Annotated in this window: 19 protein-coding genes; 13 read left to right on the top strand and 6 right to left on the bottom strand. The window is 43.4% G+C overall.

Features of this window, described 5'->3' with window-relative positions; all coding sequences use genetic code 11:
* Positions 1 to 310: 310 nt before the first annotated feature.
* The 3 genes from ACQKCP_RS03735 to ACQKCP_RS03725 all read right to left on the bottom strand — a co-directional run bounded on the left by ACQKCP_RS03735 (position 311) and on the right by ACQKCP_RS03725 (position 3,338).
* Positions 311 to 949 (bottom strand): phosphoadenosine phosphosulfate reductase family protein, encoded by a 639-nt coding sequence (locus ACQKCP_RS03735; RefSeq protein WP_191113625.1) that lies wholly within the window; start codon positions 947 to 949, stop codon positions 311 to 313.
* An 84-nt stretch (positions 950 to 1,033) separates the two neighbouring features.
* On the bottom strand, positions 1,034 to 1,654 hold the full coding sequence (locus ACQKCP_RS03730; RefSeq protein WP_427611343.1) for a DUF934 domain-containing protein: 621 nt from the start codon (positions 1,652 to 1,654) through the stop codon (positions 1,034 to 1,036).
* The gene (locus ACQKCP_RS03725) at positions 1,647 to 3,338 is read right to left on the bottom strand and encodes a nitrite/sulfite reductase (RefSeq protein WP_427611342.1); all 1,692 of its coding nucleotides are present in this window, start codon (positions 3,336 to 3,338) and stop codon (positions 1,647 to 1,649) included. Before ACQKCP_RS03725 ends, ACQKCP_RS03730 begins: the two co-directional genes overlap by 8 nt.
* A gap of 343 nt (positions 3,339 to 3,681) precedes the next feature.
* Here ACQKCP_RS03725 and sat point away from each other — a divergent pair, with 343 nt between their 5' ends.
* Complete coding sequence (gene sat, locus ACQKCP_RS03720) at positions 3,682 to 4,944, top strand: sulfate adenylyltransferase (RefSeq protein WP_261869508.1); 1,263 nt, start codon at positions 3,682 to 3,684, stop codon at positions 4,942 to 4,944.
* Between the two features lie 136 nt (positions 4,945 to 5,080).
* Here sat and ACQKCP_RS03715 read toward each other — a convergent pair whose 3' ends face one another.
* Positions 5,081 to 5,668: a hypothetical protein gene (locus tag ACQKCP_RS03715; protein ID WP_427611341.1), complete on the bottom strand. Its 588-nt coding sequence runs from the start codon at positions 5,666 to 5,668 to the stop codon at positions 5,081 to 5,083.
* 360 nt (positions 5,669 to 6,028) lie between these two features.
* On the opposite strand from ACQKCP_RS03715, the gene ACQKCP_RS03710 reads away from it, so the two are divergent.
* The 5 genes from ACQKCP_RS03710 to ACQKCP_RS03690 all read left to right on the top strand — a co-directional run bounded on the left by ACQKCP_RS03710 (position 6,029) and on the right by ACQKCP_RS03690 (position 11,395).
* Positions 6,029 to 7,156 carry a sulfate ABC transporter substrate-binding protein gene (locus ACQKCP_RS03710; protein ID WP_427611340.1) on the top strand — a complete coding sequence of 376 codons (1,128 nt, stop codon included), beginning with the start codon at positions 6,029 to 6,031 and terminating at the stop codon, positions 7,154 to 7,156.
* A gap of 268 nt (positions 7,157 to 7,424) precedes the next feature.
* Positions 7,425 to 8,516 carry a sulfate ABC transporter substrate-binding protein gene (locus ACQKCP_RS03705; protein WP_102093604.1) on the top strand — a complete coding sequence of 364 codons (1,092 nt, stop codon included), beginning with the start codon at positions 7,425 to 7,427 and terminating at the stop codon, positions 8,514 to 8,516.
* 223 nt (positions 8,517 to 8,739) lie between these two features.
* On the top strand, positions 8,740 to 9,624 hold the full coding sequence (gene cysT, locus ACQKCP_RS03700; RefSeq protein ID WP_057760265.1) for a sulfate ABC transporter permease subunit CysT: 885 nt from the start codon (positions 8,740 to 8,742) through the stop codon (positions 9,622 to 9,624).
* 1 nt (position 9,625) lies between these two features.
* Positions 9,626 to 10,576, top strand: a complete 951-nt coding sequence (gene cysW, locus ACQKCP_RS03695; RefSeq protein ID WP_165598066.1) for a sulfate ABC transporter permease subunit CysW — start codon at positions 9,626 to 9,628, stop codon at positions 10,574 to 10,576.
* 96 nt (positions 10,577 to 10,672) lie between these two features.
* Positions 10,673 to 11,395: a sulfate/molybdate ABC transporter ATP-binding protein gene (locus ACQKCP_RS03690; protein ID WP_082624600.1), complete on the top strand. Its 723-nt coding sequence runs from the start codon at positions 10,673 to 10,675 to the stop codon at positions 11,393 to 11,395.
* A 159-nt stretch (positions 11,396 to 11,554) separates the two neighbouring features.
* Here ACQKCP_RS03690 and ACQKCP_RS03685 read toward each other — a convergent pair whose 3' ends face one another.
* On the bottom strand, positions 11,555 to 11,884 hold the full coding sequence (locus ACQKCP_RS03685; RefSeq protein ID WP_057760261.1) for an ArsR/SmtB family transcription factor: 330 nt from the start codon (positions 11,882 to 11,884) through the stop codon (positions 11,555 to 11,557).
* Between the two features lie 388 nt (positions 11,885 to 12,272).
* On the opposite strand from ACQKCP_RS03685, the gene ACQKCP_RS03680 reads away from it, so the two are divergent.
* From ACQKCP_RS03680 to bfr (ACQKCP_RS03670), 3 genes are all read left to right on the top strand, one after another.
* Positions 12,273 to 12,464 (top strand): (2Fe-2S)-binding protein, encoded by a 192-nt coding sequence (locus ACQKCP_RS03680; protein WP_101205900.1) that lies wholly within the window; start codon positions 12,273 to 12,275, stop codon positions 12,462 to 12,464.
* A gap of 381 nt (positions 12,465 to 12,845) precedes the next feature.
* Positions 12,846 to 13,334, top strand: coding sequence for a bacterioferritin (gene bfr, locus ACQKCP_RS03675; RefSeq protein ID WP_427611339.1), 489 nt, complete (start codon positions 12,846 to 12,848; stop codon positions 13,332 to 13,334).
* Between the two features lie 68 nt (positions 13,335 to 13,402).
* On the top strand, positions 13,403 to 13,882 hold the full coding sequence (bfr, locus tag ACQKCP_RS03670) for a bacterioferritin (RefSeq protein WP_101205899.1): 480 nt from the start codon (positions 13,403 to 13,405) through the stop codon (positions 13,880 to 13,882).
* A gap of 182 nt (positions 13,883 to 14,064) precedes the next feature.
* Here bfr (ACQKCP_RS03670) and ACQKCP_RS03665 read toward each other — a convergent pair whose 3' ends face one another.
* Positions 14,065 to 15,441 (bottom strand): DHA2 family efflux MFS transporter permease subunit, encoded by a 1,377-nt coding sequence (locus ACQKCP_RS03665; protein WP_427611338.1) that lies wholly within the window; start codon positions 15,439 to 15,441, stop codon positions 14,065 to 14,067.
* Positions 15,442 to 15,781: 340 nt separating this feature from the next.
* On the opposite strand from ACQKCP_RS03665, the gene yghU reads away from it, so the two are divergent.
* The 4 genes from yghU (at position 15,782) to ACQKCP_RS03645 (ending at position 21,935) form a co-directional block, all read left to right on the top strand.
* Complete coding sequence (gene yghU / locus ACQKCP_RS03660) at positions 15,782 to 16,603, top strand: glutathione-dependent disulfide-bond oxidoreductase (RefSeq protein ID WP_427611337.1); 822 nt, start codon at positions 15,782 to 15,784, stop codon at positions 16,601 to 16,603.
* 264 nt (positions 16,604 to 16,867) lie between these two features.
* A complete protein-coding gene (locus ACQKCP_RS03655; protein WP_427611336.1) occupies positions 16,868 to 18,160 on the top strand; it encodes a DUF1176 domain-containing protein in 1,293 nt (430 codons plus the stop codon).
* A 582-nt stretch (positions 18,161 to 18,742) separates the two neighbouring features.
* Positions 18,743 to 20,413: a DEAD/DEAH box helicase gene (locus ACQKCP_RS03650; protein ID WP_179799169.1), complete on the top strand. Its 1,671-nt coding sequence runs from the start codon at positions 18,743 to 18,745 to the stop codon at positions 20,411 to 20,413.
* Between the two features lie 277 nt (positions 20,414 to 20,690).
* Positions 20,691 to 21,935, top strand: a complete 1,245-nt coding sequence (locus ACQKCP_RS03645; protein WP_427611335.1) for a DUF819 domain-containing protein — start codon at positions 20,691 to 20,693, stop codon at positions 21,933 to 21,935.
* Positions 21,936 to 21,974 lie beyond the last annotated feature (39 nt).

The raw sequence follows: 21,974 nt of genomic DNA, 5'->3' as shown, positions 1-21,974 counted from the left end.
CTCACCTAGTGAATTGGCATTAGCATATTCGTTTTTGAGATATTAATTCATATTTTAGCTAGTAATAGGAATAGCGGTAAGTTTTCGATATATAGTCAGAGAACTAGTAAAAGGCAACGGCGTTACTCTCCCTAGAGGTACTATTTGTACAATTTGTAATCGACTGCCTTGTACCCATTTTAGATTTTTTTGACTTATAGATAGAACAAGCACAAAAAAATCCCGCTTAACGACTCTATTAAGAGCCAAGCGGGATTTTTTTATAGCTATAGCCATTGTTCAATAAACAATCGCTACAGTCAGCACCTTACTACAGCTGAGTATGCAGACCACACTCACGGCTTTCTTCTACCTTAGTTGGATCAAAGTAGTCATGCTCATTTGGCAAGTTGTGCTCATCTAAGTACACGTCTAGATCCGCATCTGTTTTTTCAAACAATGGCGCTACTTTCAATACGCCGTCTTTTGACAAGCTAAGTACATCAAGACCTTGGCGGAACTCAGTTTGGTCTTTACGAATAGCATTAAACCACACATCTGGCTTTAGCTCATCTAACGCACGGCGGAATGGCTCAAGTTTTACTTGCTCAGTGAACTCGTCATGCTGTGGGTTATCGATACCTGGGATACCATTCATCGTCGCGTCACGGTGTGCAGCCGTTTGCTTAGGAATATAAGTAACGACATTTAGGTTCAAGTCATGGATAAGCTTGTTGGCAAACTGATAAGTAGCATCAGTGTTGTAACCTGAGTCTACCCATAATACTGTGATATCAGGACGCTGTTTGGCAACCAAATGCAAAATCGCTGATTCATACGGACGGAAGTTGGTCGTGATGATTGGATTTTTTGCTTGAGTCAGTGCCCACTCAACGATTTGCTCAGGTGACTTACCTTGCAGGTCTTGGTTGGCTTGGTCAAGATCTAGATTTGGGTGTAATTGGCTCATAATACGTTCCTTAATTGTTGTTAATATAAAAGTGTTGATTAAAAATATTGGGTATTACTATAAAATTAATAGTCAGTGCTAAAACTATGCGACTGAAGGCTCTGACGGTTGTGCAAACATCGGTAAATCTGAAGCGCTTCGACCGTCATAGCTACTAGCAAGGGCAGTAAAGGCTTGCTCAATACCAAACTTAGAATCGGCTTCTAGGTCATGCTCGCTCAATACAAAGCTATCAACGCCCACACGTAGCATATAAGCAATTTGATCGCGGCCAAACGCGCCAGCCACTCGAATCTCGCCTGTATAACCGATTTGGCGCAGCGTACGTGCAAAGCTAAAGTGACGACCATCAGCGAACTTCGGCACATCAATCACGATAAGTGCGTGCGTTGATAAGAACTCACTAAGCCCTTCTAGTGCATCAGCGTCAGTATCGGCAGTAACCCACAATCCAAGTCGGCTACTGTGCTGTACGATCAGCTCATAGACTTCTTTAATCAGACCGCCAGCCTGTGCGCCCGTAGTATCTAACAGATCAACAAGTGGCACGATCACGTCAGGCTTTTCTTGTTTTTGTAGTAGCTCAAGCAACGTAATGTTAGTCGATACAATGCTCTCTGGCAGTGCATCAGTAGTAAGTACATGCCATGTATCTTGACTGCCGATATCGACGCCATGACTGTCCAAAATATAGTGATTAGCCATAGACCTTCTCCTTAAATGGATCAATACCAACGCGCTCAACCAATTGACCAAAGCTTTCTACATCGTTATCAGTGCTGGCACGTAAGTCCACATAGACATCAACGATCTGCTGTATGGTGCTGGCAACATCAAGAGCAGGCACAGATTTGCCTAAGATTTTGCCAAGTTTGGCGTCGTCGCTAGAATTGCCGCCAAGGCTAATCTGATACCAATGTTCGCCTTTTTTATCGACACCCAAGATACCAATATCGCCTGTATGATGGTGCGCACAAGCATTGATACAGCCAGACATATTCAGGCGAATCTCACCCAAGTCATATAGATAGTCTAGGTCATCGAACTGTTTTTCGATTTGTTCAGCGATATTGTGCGTCGTCGCATTGGCAAGCGAGCAGTAATCCCAACCTGGGCAGACAATCATATCTGTTAGGGTGTTGATGTTTGCGCGTGCTAAATGCAACTCTGATAGCTGCTGCCATAACTCATAAAGCTTATTGGTCTGCACATCAGCAAATACTAGATTCTGCTGATAAGTACCACGCAGCTCACCAAAGCTGTATTTGTCAGAAAGATCAGCCAAGGCGTCCATCTGTGACTCACTGACATCACCAGATGGCACATATTTGCCATCGACCAAACCTGCTTTGAGAGAAATAACCACAGCACGATAGCCAGCTATTTTGTGTGCTACGGTGTTTTGGTTGTACCAGTTGGCAAAATCTTTATCAGCGCTCAGTTGCTGTTGTAGCTCAGACTGTACTTGTAGTGCGTCAAACGATACATAGTCAGGCTCACTAAAGAAGCCAGTTGCCGTTGCAAAGTTCTCATCAGTCAAAGTAAGTGGGCCATCTTTGGTGTGAGCTTCCCACTCGGCATTGACCAATTTAGCAAACGCTGGACCACCCATGCTTTCGACCAAAATTTTGATACGTGATTTGTATTTGCTGCCTTTGTCACGGCGACCGTGCAAGTTGTAGACACGCAAGATAGCGTCTAAATAACTCAGCAGATGCTGACGTGGCAAGAATTTATTGATGACTTTACCAAGGACAGGAATACGTCCAAGACCGCCACCAACCAGTACTTCAAAACCGATCTCACCTTCATCATTGGTTTTTACGTGTAGACCGACATCATGTACTTGGGTTGCCGCGCGGTCATCATTGGTACCGATCACAGCAATCTTAAATTTACGCGGCAAAAAAGCAAACTCAGGGTGGAAGGTTGACCACTGACGGATAATCTCACAGTAAGGACGTGGATCAGCGATTTCTTCTTTATGGATACCAGCATATGGATCGGTAGTGGTATTACGAATACAGTTGCCTGAGGTTTGGATGGCATGCATCTGTACTGAGGCTAATTCAGCCAAAATATCTGGCACATCTTCTAGCTTTGGCCAGTTCAGCTGAATATTGGTACGCGTCGTGAAATGTCCATAGCCTTTATCATACTTGCGAGTAATTTCGGCCAGTTTGCGCAACTGGTAGCTGGCAAGCAAACCGTAAGGAATCGCGATACGCAACATCGGCGCATAACGCTGGATGTACAAGCCGTTTTGCAACCGCAGTGGCAAAAACTGATCTTCTGGCAGCTCACCTGCCAAAAACCGCTCGGTTTGGTCGCGAAATTGGGCAACTCGTTCCTCTACCAAAGTCTGGTCAGCGTAATTATATTGATACATGACGTAATCTCAGTTTTGTTTTTAATCTTAAAATCAGCGACGAAAATGATTTGCGTGTGTAATAGGTTTTATTGCCGTTCGCAATGTAAATAATTCAGCTATACATCATATAAGCTTGTACCCAGAAACATAAATTCCTTTCAGACATATCCATATCCAAACACAGCATAAATTTTCATAACGAAAGTTAGGTAGCCTATGCATATCAAATTTAATGCCCAATCGTTAGCACGCTATTTATTATCTATCGACGGCTTTCTTCTCAGTTTTGTACATTTAATCGTTTTTGCATTTTTGCTCATCTCTTCCAACCATTCTTTTTATAAGAGGTTTTAATAACTATATGTCTCAAACTCAAAGCCAAACCCAATCCCAATTCAAATCAAAGCTGGTTCCTCCACATGGTAGTGCAGAGCTTAAGCCACTATTACTAAATGGTGCAGCACGCGATCAAGCATTAGAGCTTGCCAGCACATTGCCGACCATCACTCTAAGCTCACGTGAGCGCGGTGATTTAATCATGTTCGGTATTGGTGGGTTCACTCCGTTAAATGGCTTTATGAATCAAGCGGACTGGCAGGGCGTGGTAGACAACATGCGCTTGCAAAGCGGTGAAAACGCAGGCTTGTTTTGGCCAATTCCTATCACTTTGTCTGCGCCAAAAGAGACTGCAGATAGTTTGAGTCAAGGTGACAAAGTAGCCTTGGTCGCTCAAGATGGCGAAGTCATGGGTATCTTGACAGTAGAAGAAACTTATACCATCGACAAAGAGCACGAGTGTCAGCAAGTATTTACGACCACGGATTCAGAGCACCCAGGCGTACAGCAAGTATTGAACCAAGAAGCCGTCAATATTGCCGGTAGTGTCGAAGTATTGAGTGAAGGCGAGTTCCCAACGTTGTATCCAGAAATCTACAAAACGCCAGCAGAAACACGCGCAATTTTGGATGCTAAAGGCTGGAAAACAGTAGCGGCATTCCAAACGCGCAACCCAATGCACCGTTCACATGAGTATTTGGCCAAGATTGCGATTGAGATCTGTGATGGTGTATTGATTCATTCATTATTAGGCGCATTGAAACCTGGCGACATTCCAGCAGAAGTTCGTCAAGAAGCCATCAAAACGCTAATTGATAACTACTTTAGACAAGATACCGTTATACAAGCAGGCTATCCGTTGGATATGCGCTATGCTGGCCCACGTGAGGCATTATTACATGCGCTATTCCGTCAAAACTATGGCTGTAGCCATCTGATTGTCGGTCGTGACCATGCGGGTGTCGGCGATTACTACGGTGCGTTTGATGCGCAAACGATTTTTGAACATGTTGGTAAAGACGACCTTATCACCCAACCGCTCAAAATTGGCTGGACGTTCTGGTGTAATGCTTGTAATGCGATGGCATCAGACAAAACTTGCCCGCATGACGCCTCTGAGCACGTTAAAGTGTCAGGTACTAAGCTGCGTAAAGCACTATCAGAAGACGAAGATGTACCAGATAACTTTAGCCGTCCAGAAGTACTACAGATTTTGCGTGACTACTATGCTGGCATCGCAAAAGAAGAGCGTGCTGAGGTGAAACTAACGGGTGCATCTGCGGTATAAAGACTGATCATCAGTATAAAAAACTTGTATTAAGCCAGTCGTAAAAAAGGTGTCAGACTTATTGTCTGGCACCTTTTTATTTTTATCACTACTTTTGAAATGAAAAGCACGTCCTAACACATGCTAGTGATGACTATTAAATCTCTAAATCTTCTGCCAGCTTTTTATATTCTCCAGCAAGCGAGCCACCACCTGAGCAAAAATAGTTCAGTGCATATTTGTCTGGGCTGTCGATGATGAGGGTATCGTCCTTAAATTGAAAAAAGGTAGTGCTATCATTTACCTTTGACTGAAAAATCATACCATGAGCAGTATCTTGGCCCATTAATGTCGCCTTACCATCGAAGTGACAAGTAGGTTTTTTGATATCGCTGCGTGAGCGAACTTTAATGTCAATCTGTCGATCACTCTCTGCTCGTACCATCACGCCAACCCAATCATAGCCTTGTGCTCGTTTGTCGTAGTCGGCAGTAGCGTAATCTGCTGAAACTTTGTCTGTTGAAACCTTATCTGTTGAAAATCTGTCTGCTGAGACATTGTCACCCAAATCATTACTTTGAATAGCTGGCAAAGCAGATGTTGTACTGGCAACTGATTTGACCGTGATGTGGTTAGCGCTGTTCACAGTGGGCGACACGTTATTACAGCCTGTTAAAGCCGCTAGGGTAGAGGTCATTATTATCAGCCCTACAATAGAATGAAATTGACGGTATGAAGTATTCATATAAGGGCCTTTGGTCAAGTAGAAAAGTAAGGTTCGCATAGTATCGGGATAATGAAAGTATCATTAATACAGCAAACTTTATGACGTACAAATAATGGTACAGCCTACCCAAATCATAGTCTACTTAATAAACCTGCCAGCAACTACTCAACTCATTTTATTCTTAATAATGCAAAACGATTGCTCCTATCACTTATGCCAACTTCACTAGTCGATAAGCTAATTCGTCACTAAGCGTTTGCTATTTATGCTGCTAGCATAGCTTGCATCATCCCGACAACCGAACTCAAAAAATTGTAGGTCCTGTGATGATGGTCAAGATTTTGACAAAACGCTTCTAATACTTTTATCGAGAGCATCATGCAAAAAAAATTCCAACAAATCAGCATTGCTAGCATTCAATCAACTAATGATAAGCCTGTAAAAGCGCGTGTACTTGCCACCAGCGGCATGCTCGCAGCAGCGATGATAATGACAGGCTGCAGTCCAACAGAAGCAACGCAAGATGACGCGGCAAATAGTGCCAGTGGTGGGACACAGGATATTAATCTACTCAACGTCTCCTATGATGTGTCTCGCGACTTTTACAAAGACTACAACACTTTATTCAGTACCGACTATCAGAAATCTCATCCAAATAGCAAAGTAAATATCAATCAGTCACATGGCGGCTCTAGTAAGCAAGCGCTTTCTGTTGCCAACGGTTTGCAAGCGGATGTAGTGACCTTTAACCAAGAGAGCGATATGAATCTGTTGGTGGAAAAAGGTTTGGTCGCTGCTGACTGGCAGCAAGCACTACCAAATAATGCCGTGCCGTACACCAGCACCATGGTGCTACTGGTTCGCGCTGGTAATCCAAAAAATATCAAAGACTGGTCAGATTTGGCCCGTAATGACATCGATGTGGTCATCCCAAACCCGAAGACCAGTGGCACGGCGCGTTATGCCTTTTTGGGTGCCTATGGTTATGGCTTGCACCAATTCAAAGAAAGCAGTAATGAAAACCCTGTAAAAACCAATGACTTTATCAAAAAACTGCTGGCCAACGTGGTTACTTATGACAATGGCGCACGCGCTGCAACGACCAGCTTTACTCAGCGTGGCCTAGGTGATGTGCTGATCACGACCGAAAACGAAGCACATTTAACTGCCCAACAATTTGCAAAGGGTAACGTTGATATCGTATACCCGAGCTATTCGATTACGATTGCCAACCCAGTAGCAGTCGTAACGGCAGTAACTGAGAAATCTGGTAAGACGGAAGCGGCTGGTACTTATCTAAAAGGCTTATGGGACAAACCTGCCCAAGAGCTCATGGCAAAAATGTACATGCGTCCAAGTGATGAGCAAATCCTAGCTGCTCATAAAGATACCTTGCCTGATATTGAGACGTTTGAACCTGTGGCTGTGTTTGGCTCATGGGCAGAGATTATGGATGCTTTCTTTGTAGATGGCGGCCGTTTTGATCAGCTGGCAACCACGAAGTAGTCGTTAATTCTTAGTTTATATAACTATCTATCTTAGCTGCTTTCAATAAAACGCGGACAAGATAGATAGGGCACATGCCAGTATTAAAACCATCAATAAACAAACAGTCAGTTATACATATAGATTATTTTAACAACTTATTGATATATCTGGCTTTGTTTACTGGTTATTCCCTTTTGGCAATAACATACGCATATTCATCATTAAACATAATAAGATGGCGCTGTTAGCATACTTGCATTACATAACAGACATCTTTGAGGTATTTATGACAGACGTAGCTCGTTATCAACAGAAAAGTAAAACTCTTAGTGCCTTGAGTATTGCTGGCGTTGCTTTGACCCTTGGTTTAGCTGGCTGTAGCAACAGTGAGACTACTGAGGCCGCAGCTGATGGTTCAGCGACGACAGAAGGGCAAAATATCGAGCTACTTAATGTCTCATACGATGTGGCACGTGACTTCTATAAAGACTATAACCCATTGTTTGTTGAGCACTACAAAGCTGAAAACCCAGACAGCAATATCCTAATCAAACAGTCACATGGCGGCTCAAGTAAGCAAGCACTGTCTGTGGCCAATGGTCTACAAGCCGATGTTGCTACCATGAACCAAGGTTCTGATATTGAGCTGCTTGAGAAAAAAGGCTTGGTTGAGTCAGATTGGGAAAGCAAATTCCCAGACAACGCGGTTCCGTTTACCAGTACGATCGTATTTTTGGTACGTAAAGACAATCCAAAAAATATTAAAGACTGGGAAGACTTGACCAAAGACGGTGTTGAGATTGTCATGGCCAATCCAAAAGTGACGGGTAACGGTCGTTATGCGTTCTTAGGTGCATACGGTTATGGTCTACATGCTTTTAATAAAGATGAAACAAAAGCTAAAGGCTACGTAAAAGACATGCTAAAAAATGTCAAAGTCTATGAAAACGGCGGACGTGCCGCGACAACGACTTTCGTACAGCGCGGTATTGGTGATGTGTTGGTTACTTTTGAAAACGAAGCCAACCTTGCAGCGACTGATTTTGGCGCAGGTCAAGTAGACATCGTTTATCCAAAATACTCAATTAAATCAGAAAGCCCTGTAGCAGTTGTGAAGACGGTAACAGATAAAAAAGGCACTACAGACGCTGCCAAAGCGTACCTTGATTACTTATGGAGTGAGCCTGCTCAGCAGCTAGCGGCCAATCTATATCTACGTCCTAGCGTTAAGAGCGTGCTTGACAAAAACGGTGACAAATTACCGCCAGTTGAGACTTTCCGCCCGAACGATGCCTTTGGTACATGGGATGAGATCATGAGCACTTACTTCAGTGATGGCGGTGTATTTGACCAATTAGCAATTAACGCGCCTCAGTAATCGCGAGCTAAGTACTTAGATTAGCTACTGCGCTAAACACTGAAACTGATTAGCTCAGTTAATCGTACAGTCAGTCATGAAGCACCCCATAAAGGACATGGTCGTACGCACTATGTCCTTTATATCATAAGCCGACCAATAATAATTTTGATAACAATGGTAATAATGGTCTTACAGTGAGCACCCTCGCTAAGTACCATCAGTTAGGCAATAGGACATCACTATGAGTGCAACATCTTCTTCTGCCAGTAAGCCCGGCAATAAAAAAGGTTGGCTGACCCGTTTGCGTCAGCGCAATGTGCTACCCGGGTTCGGTCTGAGCATGGGTATTACTGTCTTTAGCTTATCGTTATTGGTGGTACTACCGTTTGCCATGATGGCCTATACCACGACGCAGATGGGTTGGACGGGCTTTTGGGAAACCATTACCCAGCCACAAGTCACTGCCGCTATCAAGCTGAGCTTATGGATGTCGTTTTTGGCGATGCTGACCAATATGGTATTTGGTACGTTGGTGGCATGGGTACTTGTGCGCTATGAGTTTTGGGGTAAGTCACTGATTAATGCCTTGGTTGATTTGCCATTTGCACTACCAACAGCCGTTACAGGTATCTCGCTTGCCACTTTATATGCGCCTAATGGCTTGATTGGTCAATGGTTTGCCAAGTTCGATATTCAGGTTGCCTTTACGCCAATAGGTATTTGGCTAGCACTGGTTGTGGTCAGTTTCCCCTTTATTGTCCGTGCGGTGCAGCCAGTACTCGCTGAGCTATCAGTTGAATTTGAAGAGGCTGCTGCGGTATTGGGCGCCAATCGTTTGACAACTTTTCGTAAAGTGATTTTGCCAGAGCTATTGCCAGCCTTGCTGATGGGTGCAGGTATGATGTTTGCTCGTGCCACTGGCGAGTATGGCTCGGTTATCTTTATCGCGGGCAATATTCCGATGCAGTCTGAGATTTTACCGCTCATTATTATCAGTAAGCTTGAGCAGTTTGATATTCAAGGTGCTTCTGCGGTTGCATTATTTATGCTACTCATATCATTTGTCATCTTGCTCACCATTAATATCATGCAGTGGAAACTGTCGCGCCGTGTAGGAGCTCGTTAATATGCAAATATCTAATAGCTACGACTACCAAAGCAACGCTGCGACCAAAGATACCCCATGGATACGCCGTACCTTTATTGCCATTGCAGTGTTATTCATGATTGTCATGTTGGTCATTCCATTACTGGCAGTGTTTTATGAAGCCTTTAAAAATGGTTGGCAGTTATATATTGCTTCATTAGTAGACCCTGAAGCTTTGCAAGCCATCAAGCTTACGCTCATAACAGCAGGCATTGTCTTACCGATTAATATGGTAATGGGCATCGCGATTGCATGGCTTGTCACGCGATATCAGTTTAAAGGTAAGCAGCTGGTCACTACTTTGCTTGACCTACCATTTTCGGTATCACCAGTGGTTGCAGGTTTAATGTTTGTTCTGCTGTTTGGACTGAACTCTACTATCGGTGGCTGGCTTGAGAGTATGGGTTTCCAAGTGATCTATGCGGTGCCTGGTATCATTTTGGCGACGCTATTTGTGACCTTTCCGTTTGTTGCGCGTGAGCTGATCCCATTGATGCAGACTCAAGGCGACTCTGAAGAGCAAGCAGCGTTAACCTTAGGTGCGACTGGTTGGCAGACTTTTTGGCATGTGACACTGCCTAACATCAAATGGGCGCTGCTATACGGTTTGATTTTGACTAACGCACGAGCGATGGGTGAGTTTGGTGCCGTCAGCGTGGTATCTGGCCACATTCGCGGCGAGACCAATACCATGCCGCTATTGGTTGAGATTGCCTATAACGATTATAACTTTACCGCTGCATTTGCCTTATCAAGCATATTGGCTGCATTAGCCTTAGTGACGCTACTGATTCAGCAAGTCATGACCAAGATACAAGAGCGTAAATTTGCCAAGTCTGAGCGGCTCGCCAGTGCACCTGAACTGCCAGTGAGTGCTAACGCCACTGCCGTCACTGAATCGACGAGTGCGGACAGTACTGGTAAGGTATAACTGCCATTATCTGATAGATGATGTTAATACTACGGATGCAGTCGCTACTCAGCTACTTGCCACGATACGACAAAAGATATAATAAGAGATACGATTATGAGCATTGAGATTCGCAACGTTAATAAAAAATTCGGCAATTTTACCGCTTTAGACAATATCAATATCACGGTGCCGACTGGCAAACTAACGACGTTACTAGGTCCGTCAGGCTGCGGTAAGACCACTTTGCTACGTATTATCGCGGGTCTAGAGTATGCCGACTCTGGACAGGTATTGTTCGATGAGCTGGATGTGACCAATACTCCAGTCCAAAAGCGCCATATTGGCTTTATGTTTCAGCATTATGCACTGTTTCGTCATAAGAACATCGCGGACAATGTGGCGTTTGGATTGACCTTGTTGCCAAAAAACGAGCGTCCGAGTAAAGCTGATATCAATAAGCGCGTAGCAGAGCTCTTAGACCTCGTACAGCTACCCCAGGTTGCCAATGCTTATCCGCATCAGCTATCAGGTGGTCAGCGCCAGCGCATAGCACTAGCACGTGCACTTGCTGTCAAACCAAAGCTACTGCTGCTAGATGAGCCGTTTGGTGCACTAGATGCTAAAGTCCGTAAAGAGCTGCGCACATGGCTAAAGAACATCCACCACGAGCTTGGTATCACCAGTATCATGGTAACGCATGATCAAGAAGAAGCGCGTGCGGTATCAGATGAGATCGTCGTGATGAATCAGGGCCGAGTAGAGCAGGTAGGCACGTCAGAGGAGCTGATACACCAGCCAGCCAATGCCTTTATTAGTGACTTCTTAGATCTTGTATAAGTATTTGACCTAGAGAGGTTTAAATATCAATATTTGAGCAAAAAAAAGACCTACGAAAGTAGGTCTTTTTTGGTCTGGAGCATTGCCGCAGATTTATTGTCTTAAACGCTTTTTATAAAGCACAGTCAAAGAGCTAAAAATCTAAGCGGACAATAGTATCTAAGCAAGATCCGATACATCTCTACTAGTTCCTCTAGGAGTGATTTGCTCGTAGGTGATGTCTAAGATATCTTGACACCAATCTGGTAAATCATCAGCGACTTCATACCACATCCAAGTACCATCACGCACACAGCTCAAAATACCCAGTTTTTTCAAATGGTTTAGGTGGCGTGATATCGTTGGTTGTGGCTGGTCAAGCATATCTACCAAATCACCCACGCAACGTGCTTCTTTCTTAAAAAGAATTTGAAATATTTTTAGACGTGTCGGATCAGATAGGACTTTGAATAAATCGATAGGTCGTATCGTAAAGTTATTATCAGACATAGGAGAATTCCAATGGGCTTCGTTAATAGGGGTTCAATATAACAGCAGTTATCTACAAAATCGATTAAAAAATAAGCAAATTTACAGTTCATCGTCAATTCACTACCTTTGACAATATTCGGTTACACGCACACTTATATCCACTTACATAAATGAACTGCTTGTAATACAAGGATACTGTCTCGACGAATAAATATATCGAATGTGATTGAAAATGATAATAATTATCGTTATTATACTGCAAGCAATAAACGTGATTTCAACGACTAATTTTTAATTGCTAGAAAACAGTAAATTATCCGTTTATCAATGACACTTATCACAAAAGTTTTTATGCAAGTGTCGTATGCCGTCATTATCGAATAGTGGTATTCCGAGGAGCCAATCCATGTACGTATGTATCTGCAACAACGTAAAAGAAAAGCAAATCAAAGCAGCTATTGCTGCAGGTGTTGATACGCTCGACGGACTAAAAGATACGCTCGATGTAGCAACGTGCTGTGGCTGCTGCGAGCCGATGGTCAATGACTACCTAGATGAACACCATGCAAAACTCGATAATCTAGCGTACGCCGTTTAAACACTGTTAATCACACATTCTCATTATCTAGTGCAATAAGACCTAACATGATAAATTATATTCAGTATTTTGCATCTAGCTCTATTTATTATACATAAGGAGCAGGGTGCAAGCGTCCGTATAACCTCAGTCATACACCAACATGAACTATATTAAATAATTTCATGCCAGTTGTAGCTAATTATGATTCTCAATTAGCATCTTATTCTTAGTTCATAACGTTACACCCTATACTGCGCCTGTATGCTACTATATTTACCTGAGATTAGAAGCCATTTTATTGATTTTGATTTTACTGATCAGTTTGCCAATTATGCTATCCTTATATAATAAATTGTGGATGTATAGTGATCGGTAAAAATAAATAGGGGAGTACGCGTTATGATAGGTAGCCAAAAAGTCATTGATTATTTGAATTTCTTACTAGGTGGTGAGCTTGCCGCTCGTGACCAATATTTTATCCATTCAGAGATGTACGCTGAGTGGCACTATGGCAAGTTATACGACCGTATCCATCATGAAATGGAAGACGAAACGCTACACGCACAGAATATTATTCGTCGTATCTTGATGTTGAGTGGCACGCCAAAGATGTCGGTCGACGCTATCCATATCGGTACGACTGTCCCTGAAATGTTGCAGTTTGACCTAGATTTAGAGTACCAAGTACAAAAGCATCTAAAAGAAGGTATCGCACTTTGCGAAGCAGAGCATGACTATGTCACGCGTGAGATGCTGGTTGAGCAATTGAAAGACACCGAAGAAGATCATGCGCATTGGCTTGAGCAGCAGCTCCGTCTCATCGACATGATTGGTCTACCGAATTACCTACAAAGCCAAATGGCTGAAGTCACTCCTAATATTGTCTGATATCATCCTACGTATGAATAGCATTCACAGTATTTAGCATAAATAATAGAGATTAAGGGAGAAAGGTAATGACAGGGGATAAAGAAGTTATTCGCGCGTTGAATAAAGTACTTGGACAGTCACTGATTGCCATTAACCAGTATTTTTTGCATGCACGTATTGCACGCCATTGGGGTCTAGAGGCGCTTAATGACTCATTATATAAGCAATCTATCGCTGAGATGAAATGGTCAGACGACCTAATCGCTCGTATTTTACTGTTAGGCGGTTTGCCAAACTTGCAGGAACTGGGCAAGGTATTGGTTGGCGAAGATGTACCAGAAATCATTGAGTGCAACCTACGTCTTGAAAGACAAAAATTCGATATTATTACTGATGCCGTCACTTTATGTGAGACAAAGTCTGACTATGTCTCTCGCCAGCTATTAGTCACGCTAAAAGATGGTAATGAAGAGTATGAAGATTGGTTAGAGACGCAGCAGGACTTGATTGAAAGTATTGGTGTAGAGCGCTACATCCAATCACAGATGAATGATGATGACGCATAATAGTACTTATTATTGAGGTAAGTCGTAATAAAAAAGCCAGTATAAGATTGATAACACAATCGTATACTGGCTTTTTTCTGTCTATAGATAAGCTATCTTAAACGTTTCGGATATACAGAATAGAGACGTGCCGTACGTAAACTCTCACTCACTAGAAAGCTTGTCTTGATTGAAGACACGCCCTAGTATAAACCGCGGCCATCCTCAGGTTTCAGACGTAAAAAATACAGCCCCGAGAGAATGGTCAAAATGCCCAATATCCAATAAGTGGTTTGGAACGCCACTAGTGTATCCATCTGTAGACGCTCACGTAATAGATTTAACACAGCGGCACCGAACGCAATGCCAAAGCTAATCGCTAGCTGCTGATTGACCGCCATTAAGCTGTTGCCACTACTGGTTTGTGTGCCCTGTAAATCGCCAATAGTAATCGTATTCATCGCACTGAACTGCATAGAGTTGCAGGCACCCATGATGGTCAAAATAGGTATAAACCATAGCCACTGCGACGCATCGTTAAACTGCGCTAGTACAATGATAAGTGAACCCATAAACAAGGTGTTGTAGACCAGCACCTTACGGTAGCTAAACCGCTGAATAATCTTGCTAACCCAAGGTTTGATACCTATAGCACCAACCGCAATCGGGGCAAGCAACCAACCCGCTTGCGAAGGTGAGTACTCAAACACCACCTGTAGTAATAAGGGCAGCAAAAATGGCACGGCACTGATACCAAGCCGCGTAAACAAATTGCCTGTAATACCGATTCGAAAGGTGCGAATATTAAACAAGCTGAGTGGAAACAGGGGAGCTGCTCGCCGTTTGGCATGCCAGATGTACGCACCGATCAATAGACTTGCGCCTAACCCGAGTAATACCCCATAAATCCCGCGACCTGTCTGTGAACCAAACTCGACAGCCAGTGTGAAACCGCAAGCAGCGGCGGCAAACAATACAAATCCTGTCCAGTCAAGACGCTTGGTATCTTCATAGAGCGCTGGCACCAGTTTTTTGCCCATGATAAAACCTGCCACACCCATCGGTATATTGATCAAAAATATCCAATGCCAGCTAGCATACTGCACGATATAGCCGCCCAATACTGGACCGACTAGTGGTGCAACCAACGCGGGTATCACAGCGAAATTCATCACAGTAAGCAGCTTATTGCGCGGATAAGACTTAACCAATATCAAACGAGCGACAGGCGTCATCATGGCACCGCCGATACCCTGTACCACACGTGAAGCAACCAAAAAATCTAATGTTTGCGACGCCGCACACAGTAATGAGCCAACACAAAAAATGATGACCGCTGATAAAAATACGCGGCGTGTGCCATATTTATCCGCTAAAAAACCACTGATAGGGATAAAAATCGCCAAGGTCAATGCATAGCTGATGACGGCCCACTGCATTTTCAGTGGTGACTCACCGAGTGCCTGCGCCATTTGTGGCAACGAGGTGTTCAAAATAGTAGCGTCTAAAATTTGCATAAATAGCGCTACCGCTAGTACATAAGGCAGGTATTTATCTTGAGTCGGAGTGAGCGTTACCATGTGAGTCCCATTGAACGTCTCGTTATAAAGTAAGAAAATAGCGGATTTGCGAGCAGATCACTATGCAAGCTGAGTAGTATAAAAAAGCCTAGCTCATAATAAAAGTGACTCAAAGTAACTGATATAAAATAACTAATATAAGAGAAACGATGCAAAGAATTGCCAAAAAAGGAAAAAAGACGAAATAAGACAAAAAAGCCGGTGCCTGCTAATAGCTTATCTTCTTTTACTTTAGCAGTAGAAACATAACATTGATTACAAGAGAGGACTTTAATATCGTTATGAGTTCTCGTTATAGTAAACCTTCGCGGCAGTCATAAATACAAACCGAGGATAAATTATGAGTCAAGATAATAATAAATACGTACCACCAAAAGTTTGGACACAAGATAAAGATAACGGCGGTAAATTTGCTAGTATTAATAGTCCAACGTCTGGAGCTCGCTATGATAAAGAGCTGCCTATTGGCAATGCTCCGTTACAGCTGTACTCGTTAAATACGCCAAATGGTGTCAAGGTAAACATACTATTAGAAGAGCTGGCAGAGATTGGCATTGATGGGGCAGCATATGATGCCTACAAAATCGACATTTCTAAAGGTGAGCAGTTTGGCTCAGGGTTTGTAGAGATAAACCCCAATTCAAAGATTCCAGCTTTGGTCGATCATTCTACTGATACAGCAGGCGAGCCGATAGCACTATTTGAGTCGGGCGCTATCTTAATGTATTTAGCAGAAAAGTTTGATAAGTTCCTGCCACTGGCTACTGGTAAAGCGCGAGCAGATTGTTTGTCTTGGATTATGTGGCAAATGGGTAGCGCGCCTTTCTTAGGTGGCGGCTTTGGGCACTTTTATGCATATGCGCCTGAACCTCTAGAGTATCCAATTAATCGCTATACGATGGAAACCAAGCGTCAGCTCGATGTATTAGACACGCATCTAAAAGATCATGAGTACCTATGTGGCAATGATGAGTCTGATTACAACATTGCGGATATGATTGTCTGGTCTTGGTATGGCCAGTTGGTACTGGGTAAGCTCTATGACGCGGCAGAATTTTTACAAGTAGAAGACTATAAACACTTGCAGCGTTGGGCTAAGAAAATCGCTGAACGTCCTGCAGTCAAACGTGCAGTAGCGCTAGAGCTAAAACCAATCGACTAAACTAAGTATCCAATACAGTTTAGATCTAGTAGTACAGGCTAAACATAAATAAATCTTAAACACAACAGCAAGGCTGATAAGCAAATAACTTATCAGCCTTTTTATTTGTATTTATAAAAATGAATACAACCCATGTTAGGTCTTCCTTTTGTCTTTACACAATGATACATTAGTACAACAGATAGAAACACTAGTGCGTTAAGATAGCCGAGCACCATTACAATAGATAGGTGTTTATACTTCTTCTACTGAAAGGTGATGATTATGAAAGACAATAATTATATAAACAATATGTCGCTATCAAGAGACGCTGATTTAACTGGTGTTAGTAGGTTAGGCATTACCTATGACGATAATAATTATGATAACAATAGCTATAAAGATAGTGCCCAATCTAATAAAAATCCTAAAAACATCACTGTAGAGCATTATTCAGAAAACATACCTAAAAAAATAAAAGAACAACCCACCTTTATGATAAAAAATAAAATATTACTGCCTGTATTTGCAGCGCTTAGCACAGCTTTATTCAGTACCACTAGTATGGCCAGTACATCGACTGAGTTTACCAGTCAAGACTGGCAAGTCGTTTGTGATAATACGCGTACGTGCCGGCTGGCAGGCTATCAAGCAGAGAATAACAGTGAGTTTCCGGTTTCTATATTGCTCGTACGCCGCGCAGGTGCGAATGCTAGCGTGGATGGTAAAGTAAAACTTGGCGGGGCAAAGGACAGCTCGTCTAAAGCCTTAATGCAGCTTGGTAATCGTCATCGCATCTCGTTGTTTATTAATGACAAGGATTATGGCGAGACGAAGCCGTATTCAGCCGCTGCAGGTAACGCTGAGCTTACTCAAACGCAGGTAATTGCATTGTTAGAGGCGTTGACCAAATCTAGCAAGATTACGTTGGCCTTGCGCAATTCACGTTGGCAGCTCTCTGACAAAGGTGCCAGTGCTGCTATGCTAAAAGCCGATGAGTTCCAAGGTCGCGTTGGTACATCCAGTGCTTTTGTCAAAAATGAAGATGCTGTTAAATCTAGTGGCGGTATATTACCTCCTAAAGCCGCGCCAGTACTGCGGTTTGTCGTGCCAAGTGCCAAAGCGGACGATGGTAATGACAAAAAATTTGTGATGAGGTCCTCTCAGTTGGCATCGTTGGTAAAAGGCACAATGAAAGATGCAGACAGCGTTTGTCCCAATCTTTCAGACAAATCACCTTGGCGTATCAGTCGTCTAAATGGCTCGCAGCTGTTGGCACAGCATGAGTGCTGGACAGGCGCTTATAACGCTGGAGCAGGGGTTTGGGTGATCAATGACAGTAAACCTTATAAGCCAACGTTGGTAACGACCAATGCTACTGGCTACGATAAAGGCAAGCTTACCTCTGTACAAAAAGGACGCGGCATCGGTGATTGCATGAGCAAAACCGATTGGTTATGGACAGGCCGTGCCTTTGAAAAAAGTCATGAAAGCACCACAGGACTTTGCCGCTTAATCGAGGCAGGCGGGGCATGGCAGCTACCTACTTATGTAACAGAAGTCAAAGTAGTACGATAGATAAATAGCGAGTAGTTCATTTAAGTTATTAAATAAACTACCTAAATTTGTTTATTATCAACACTATTAGTGCTTATTTACTCAGTAATTGAAGAAATAGGTACATATAATTTTTTATTATGCTATACTGCGTCGCCACGTTAGCTTAGGCTTTCGTGAATTATGAGATTGATAACATCGCCTGCGATTTTGGGTCTAGGATGACCATAAGTAATTGTTGCCGATGATTTTGTGTACTTAAATAACCTTTTAAAAATATCAGTTATTTTTGACTCATATCTTATCTACTGGCCTATAACTAGGGTCTAGATTGGTTGCTGTTTGCCTTTATCTGCTTTGGACAAAGCATTGATAATGAGCGTATATCAAGCAAGGATAAGACACTCGGCACTACCACCAAAATACGTCAGACAGCACGAACGCATTTATTATAAAGACGCTAAGCTCTATTGGCTTGGTTTCTAATTATCGACAATTTTATGTTGCTCGGTAATGCTAATAAGAGCAGCGTGGTGAACGGTTATCAGTGGTATGCATCAAGTTTGCTGAATTTACAGCAACTTATACTTACCAAGGATTCTTATGACTGACATCTTATCTGCAATCGCCGCTGAAAACGGCATCATCGAAAGCACTGACACTCCAAATACTGATAACAATACTCAAGCGGCTGCTACTGACGCCACTGAAGAAAACAAAATCACCTTTACTGATCTTGGCATTGCTAAGCCAATTCTTACTGCGCTTGATCGCAGTGGCTATACCAACCCAACACCTATTCAAGAACAAGCCATTCCTTTTGCTCTAGCCGGTCGTGACCTTTTATTGTCAGCGCAAACTGGTAGTGGTAAAACAGCGGCTTTCGTTATCCCTGTACTTGACCGTTTGAGCCGTGCCACTAGCTTTGACAAACTAACCAAAGCACTTATCCTAACGCCAACGCGTGAACTTGCTCAGCAAGTACATGATAGCGTTCGCACTTATTCTAAAGACATGCGTGGTCTATTTTGTGTGCCATTAGTTGGCGGCGCACCATACAACGGTCAGATTACTGCTTTGAAAAAAGGCGTTCAAGTAATCGTTGCAACTCCTGGTCGTCTACTTGACCATATCAATGCAGGCCGCGTTGATTTATCAAACCTAGAAGTATTGGTACTTGACGAAGCTGACCGTATGCTAGACATGGGTTTTGCTGATGATATCAGTGATATCCTTCGTGCAGCACCAATCGATCGTCAAACGATCATGTGTTCAGCAACTTGGGATGGCCCAGTCGGTAAAATCGCTGCTAGCTTCACTAAGAACCCTGAGCGCGTATCAATCAAAGTAGAATCTGCACACATTGAAGAAAAAGTGTACTACTGTGATGATTTTGATCACAAAAACCGTTTACTTGACAAAATCGTTTGCCAGCAAGATATGGAACAGATCATTATCTTTGCTGCTACCAAACGTAGTACTGAGAAATTGGCTAAACAGCTACAAGAAGCAGGCCATAAAGCAAGCTTCCTACATGGTGACTTGCCACAGAGCAAGCGTAACCGTATCGTTCAAGACTTGCGTAATGGTAAAGTAAAAATCCTAGTAGCGACTGACGTTGCTGCTCGTGGTCTAGATATCCCAGCTATCTCGCACGTTATCAACTATGACTTGCCGCGTCAGACTGAAGATTACGTCCATCGTATCGGTCGTTGTGGTCGTGCTGGTCGTACTGGTGTTGCTATCAGCCTATGTAGCATGGATGATCGTCCACAGCTTAACGCTATCAACCGTTATTTAGATCGCAAAATGGAAGTATGTGTTATCGAAGGTATGGAGCCTAAGAAAACTTACGTACCTAGCGAAAACAAAGGTAATGGTCGTGGCCGTGGTCGTGGTCGTTCTAACGGCGGTGGCGGTCAAGGCCGTGGTCGTTCAGGCGGTGGCTATGCTGGTAAATCTAGCGGTGGTGGTCAAGGTCGTGGTCGTTCAAGCGATAGTGCTCCAACTGGTCAACGTGCTAGCAACGACAGCGGTTATCAAGGTAAGCCACGTGACACGTCAGGCAAACCAAATGAGCGTTCAGGTGGCAAGCCGTATCAAGGCAAGCGCACTGGTGGCCCAAGCCGCGGTGATAGCAATGGCGTTCCACGCGGTGAGCGTGCTGCAACTGGTCGCGGTCGTCCAAGCGGCAGCCAAGGTCGTCCAGCTGGTCGTTCTGACAGCCGTGGCCAAGGTCGTCCAAACGGCGGCAACCGTGGTAACAACTCGTAATACAGCTATATTTGACGATTAAAATTATTGATTCATTAATCGTCTAAAGATAGCACTAAAAAAGCCAGATACTTGTTATCTGGCTTTTTTGCGTTTACTTGTTTTGTATGGCGCCATGATTAGCTTACGTCCTTACTTGCCTAGCCGTTACCTTGCTATTCATTCTGTTAAATACTACTCAGCCAATCTTAGCTAATAGTCGATGGCTGCTTGCAGGAGTTTTTTGCCTTGTCTATACTGATTTACTTTTGCCCGTTGTAACTCTTGGAGCGCCTTGATGCCTGCCAACTCAAACTTAGCAATTGATAATTTGCCATTAGCCTTTGGCATTATCATGGCCATTATTGGTCTGGTTTTTTATACCCAAGGCTTACCTGGTAAGTTTTGGCGTCGGTTTTATGCTGTATTGCCTGGTATTGTACTTTGCTGCTTTATACCAGCCACTTTGAATAGCTTAGGTGTGTTTGCCGATGGTGTTGGTTCGCAGATATATGGCTTTACTGCCACTTATTTGCTGCCAGCAAGTTTGCTATTGATGACCTTATCCATGGATGTGCCTAAAATACTGGGCTTAGGCTGGAAAGCGATTGCTATGTTTTTTGCTGCGAGTATCGCTATCGTCATCAGTGGTCCGATCAGTTTGGGAGTCGCTAAATGGATATCGCCTGCGATGTTTACCGATGACACACTATGGCGTGGGTTCTCTGCTGTAGCAGGCAGTTGGATTGGCGGCGCAGCTAACCAAGCAGCGATGAAGGAGCTGTTTGAAGTCAGTGATGATCTATTTGGTATGATGATTTTGGTTGATACCACCAATGCCTCACTGTGGTTGCTAGCTATCTTAGTAATGGCTAAACACAGCGATAAGATAGACCGTTTTTTGCGCGCTGATACGAGTAGTATTGATAAAGTGGTCAAAGCAGTCGAGAGCTATGAGCGTGATCATGCCCGCCCAGCAACCATCAATGATTTGATGGTGATGTTTGGCTTATGCTTTGCCATGGTCGGGGTCGCGCACTTTGTCGGCGGTCAGATTGCAGAGTTCTTTGCCCCTTATAGTTGGGCCGTTCAGTATAGCTTTGCCAGTTCGTTCTTTTGGATGGTTGTAATTATTACCCTAATAGGCGTTATATTTTCATTCACTAAGATACGTAGGTTAGACCATATTGGCGCATCAAAAATCGGCACGGTATTTATCTTTGTATTAATCGCCGCGATCGGTATGCAAATCAATCTGGCAGGTATCGTCTCACAGTGGCGACTATTGCTTATCGGTTTACTATGGATGAGCATCCATGTCGTTATCATATTTGCTGTCGCTAGACTCATTCGTGCGCCATTTTTCTTTTTGGCAGTTGGCTCCAATGCTAATACTGGCGGTGCGTCCTCAGCGCCAATTGTCGCCACAGCCTTTCATCCATCGCTAGCACCAGTAGGAGTGTTTTTGGGTATTTTAGGTTACGCAGTAGGGACATTTGGTGGTTATATCAGCACCCAATTGATGCGCTTGGTGGTGTCTTAATGTCTAAATTGATTGTCAGTATTTTAATAGCATATTTTG

Source organism: Psychrobacter sp. NPDC078631, from assembly GCF_050268165.1.
Lineage (GTDB): Bacteria > Pseudomonadota > Gammaproteobacteria > Pseudomonadales > Moraxellaceae > Psychrobacter.
This window is presented reverse-complemented; position numbering and strand designations above follow the sequence as displayed.

Excerpts from the sequence above, each read along its gene's own strand:
- ACQKCP_RS03735 (WP_191113625.1), bottom strand. The coding sequence starts at position 949 with ATGAGCCAATTACACCCAAATCTAGATCTTGACCAAGCCAACCAAGAC.
- ACQKCP_RS03730 (WP_427611343.1), bottom strand. The coding sequence starts at position 1,654 with ATGGCTAATCACTATATTTTGGACAGTCATGGCGTCGATATCGGCAGT.
- ACQKCP_RS03725 (WP_427611342.1), bottom strand. The coding sequence starts at position 3,338 with ATGTATCAATATAATTACGCTGACCAGACTTTGGTAGAGGAACGAGTT.
- sat (WP_261869508.1), top strand. The coding sequence starts at position 3,682 with ATGTCTCAAACTCAAAGCCAAACCCAATCCCAATTCAAATCAAAGCTG.
- ACQKCP_RS03715 (WP_427611341.1), bottom strand. The coding sequence starts at position 5,668 with ATGAATACTTCATACCGTCAATTTCATTCTATTGTAGGGCTGATAATA.
- ACQKCP_RS03710 (WP_427611340.1), top strand. The coding sequence starts at position 6,029 with ATGCAAAAAAAATTCCAACAAATCAGCATTGCTAGCATTCAATCAACT.
- ACQKCP_RS03705 (WP_102093604.1), top strand. The coding sequence starts at position 7,425 with ATGACAGACGTAGCTCGTTATCAACAGAAAAGTAAAACTCTTAGTGCC.
- cysT (WP_057760265.1), top strand. The coding sequence starts at position 8,740 with ATGAGTGCAACATCTTCTTCTGCCAGTAAGCCCGGCAATAAAAAAGGT.
- cysW (WP_165598066.1), top strand. The coding sequence starts at position 9,626 with ATGCAAATATCTAATAGCTACGACTACCAAAGCAACGCTGCGACCAAA.
- ACQKCP_RS03690 (WP_082624600.1), top strand. The coding sequence starts at position 10,673 with ATGAGCATTGAGATTCGCAACGTTAATAAAAAATTCGGCAATTTTACC.
- ACQKCP_RS03685 (WP_057760261.1), bottom strand. The coding sequence starts at position 11,884 with ATGTCTGATAATAACTTTACGATACGACCTATCGATTTATTCAAAGTC.
- ACQKCP_RS03680 (WP_101205900.1), top strand. The coding sequence starts at position 12,273 with ATGTACGTATGTATCTGCAACAACGTAAAAGAAAAGCAAATCAAAGCA.
- bfr (WP_427611339.1), top strand. The coding sequence starts at position 12,846 with ATGATAGGTAGCCAAAAAGTCATTGATTATTTGAATTTCTTACTAGGT.
- bfr (WP_101205899.1), top strand. The coding sequence starts at position 13,403 with ATGACAGGGGATAAAGAAGTTATTCGCGCGTTGAATAAAGTACTTGGA.
- ACQKCP_RS03665 (WP_427611338.1), bottom strand. The coding sequence starts at position 15,441 with ATGGTAACGCTCACTCCGACTCAAGATAAATACCTGCCTTATGTACTA.
- yghU (WP_427611337.1), top strand. The coding sequence starts at position 15,782 with ATGAGTCAAGATAATAATAAATACGTACCACCAAAAGTTTGGACACAA.
- ACQKCP_RS03655 (WP_427611336.1), top strand. The coding sequence starts at position 16,868 with ATGAAAGACAATAATTATATAAACAATATGTCGCTATCAAGAGACGCT.
- ACQKCP_RS03650 (WP_179799169.1), top strand. The coding sequence starts at position 18,743 with ATGACTGACATCTTATCTGCAATCGCCGCTGAAAACGGCATCATCGAA.
- ACQKCP_RS03645 (WP_427611335.1), top strand. The coding sequence starts at position 20,691 with ATGCCTGCCAACTCAAACTTAGCAATTGATAATTTGCCATTAGCCTTT.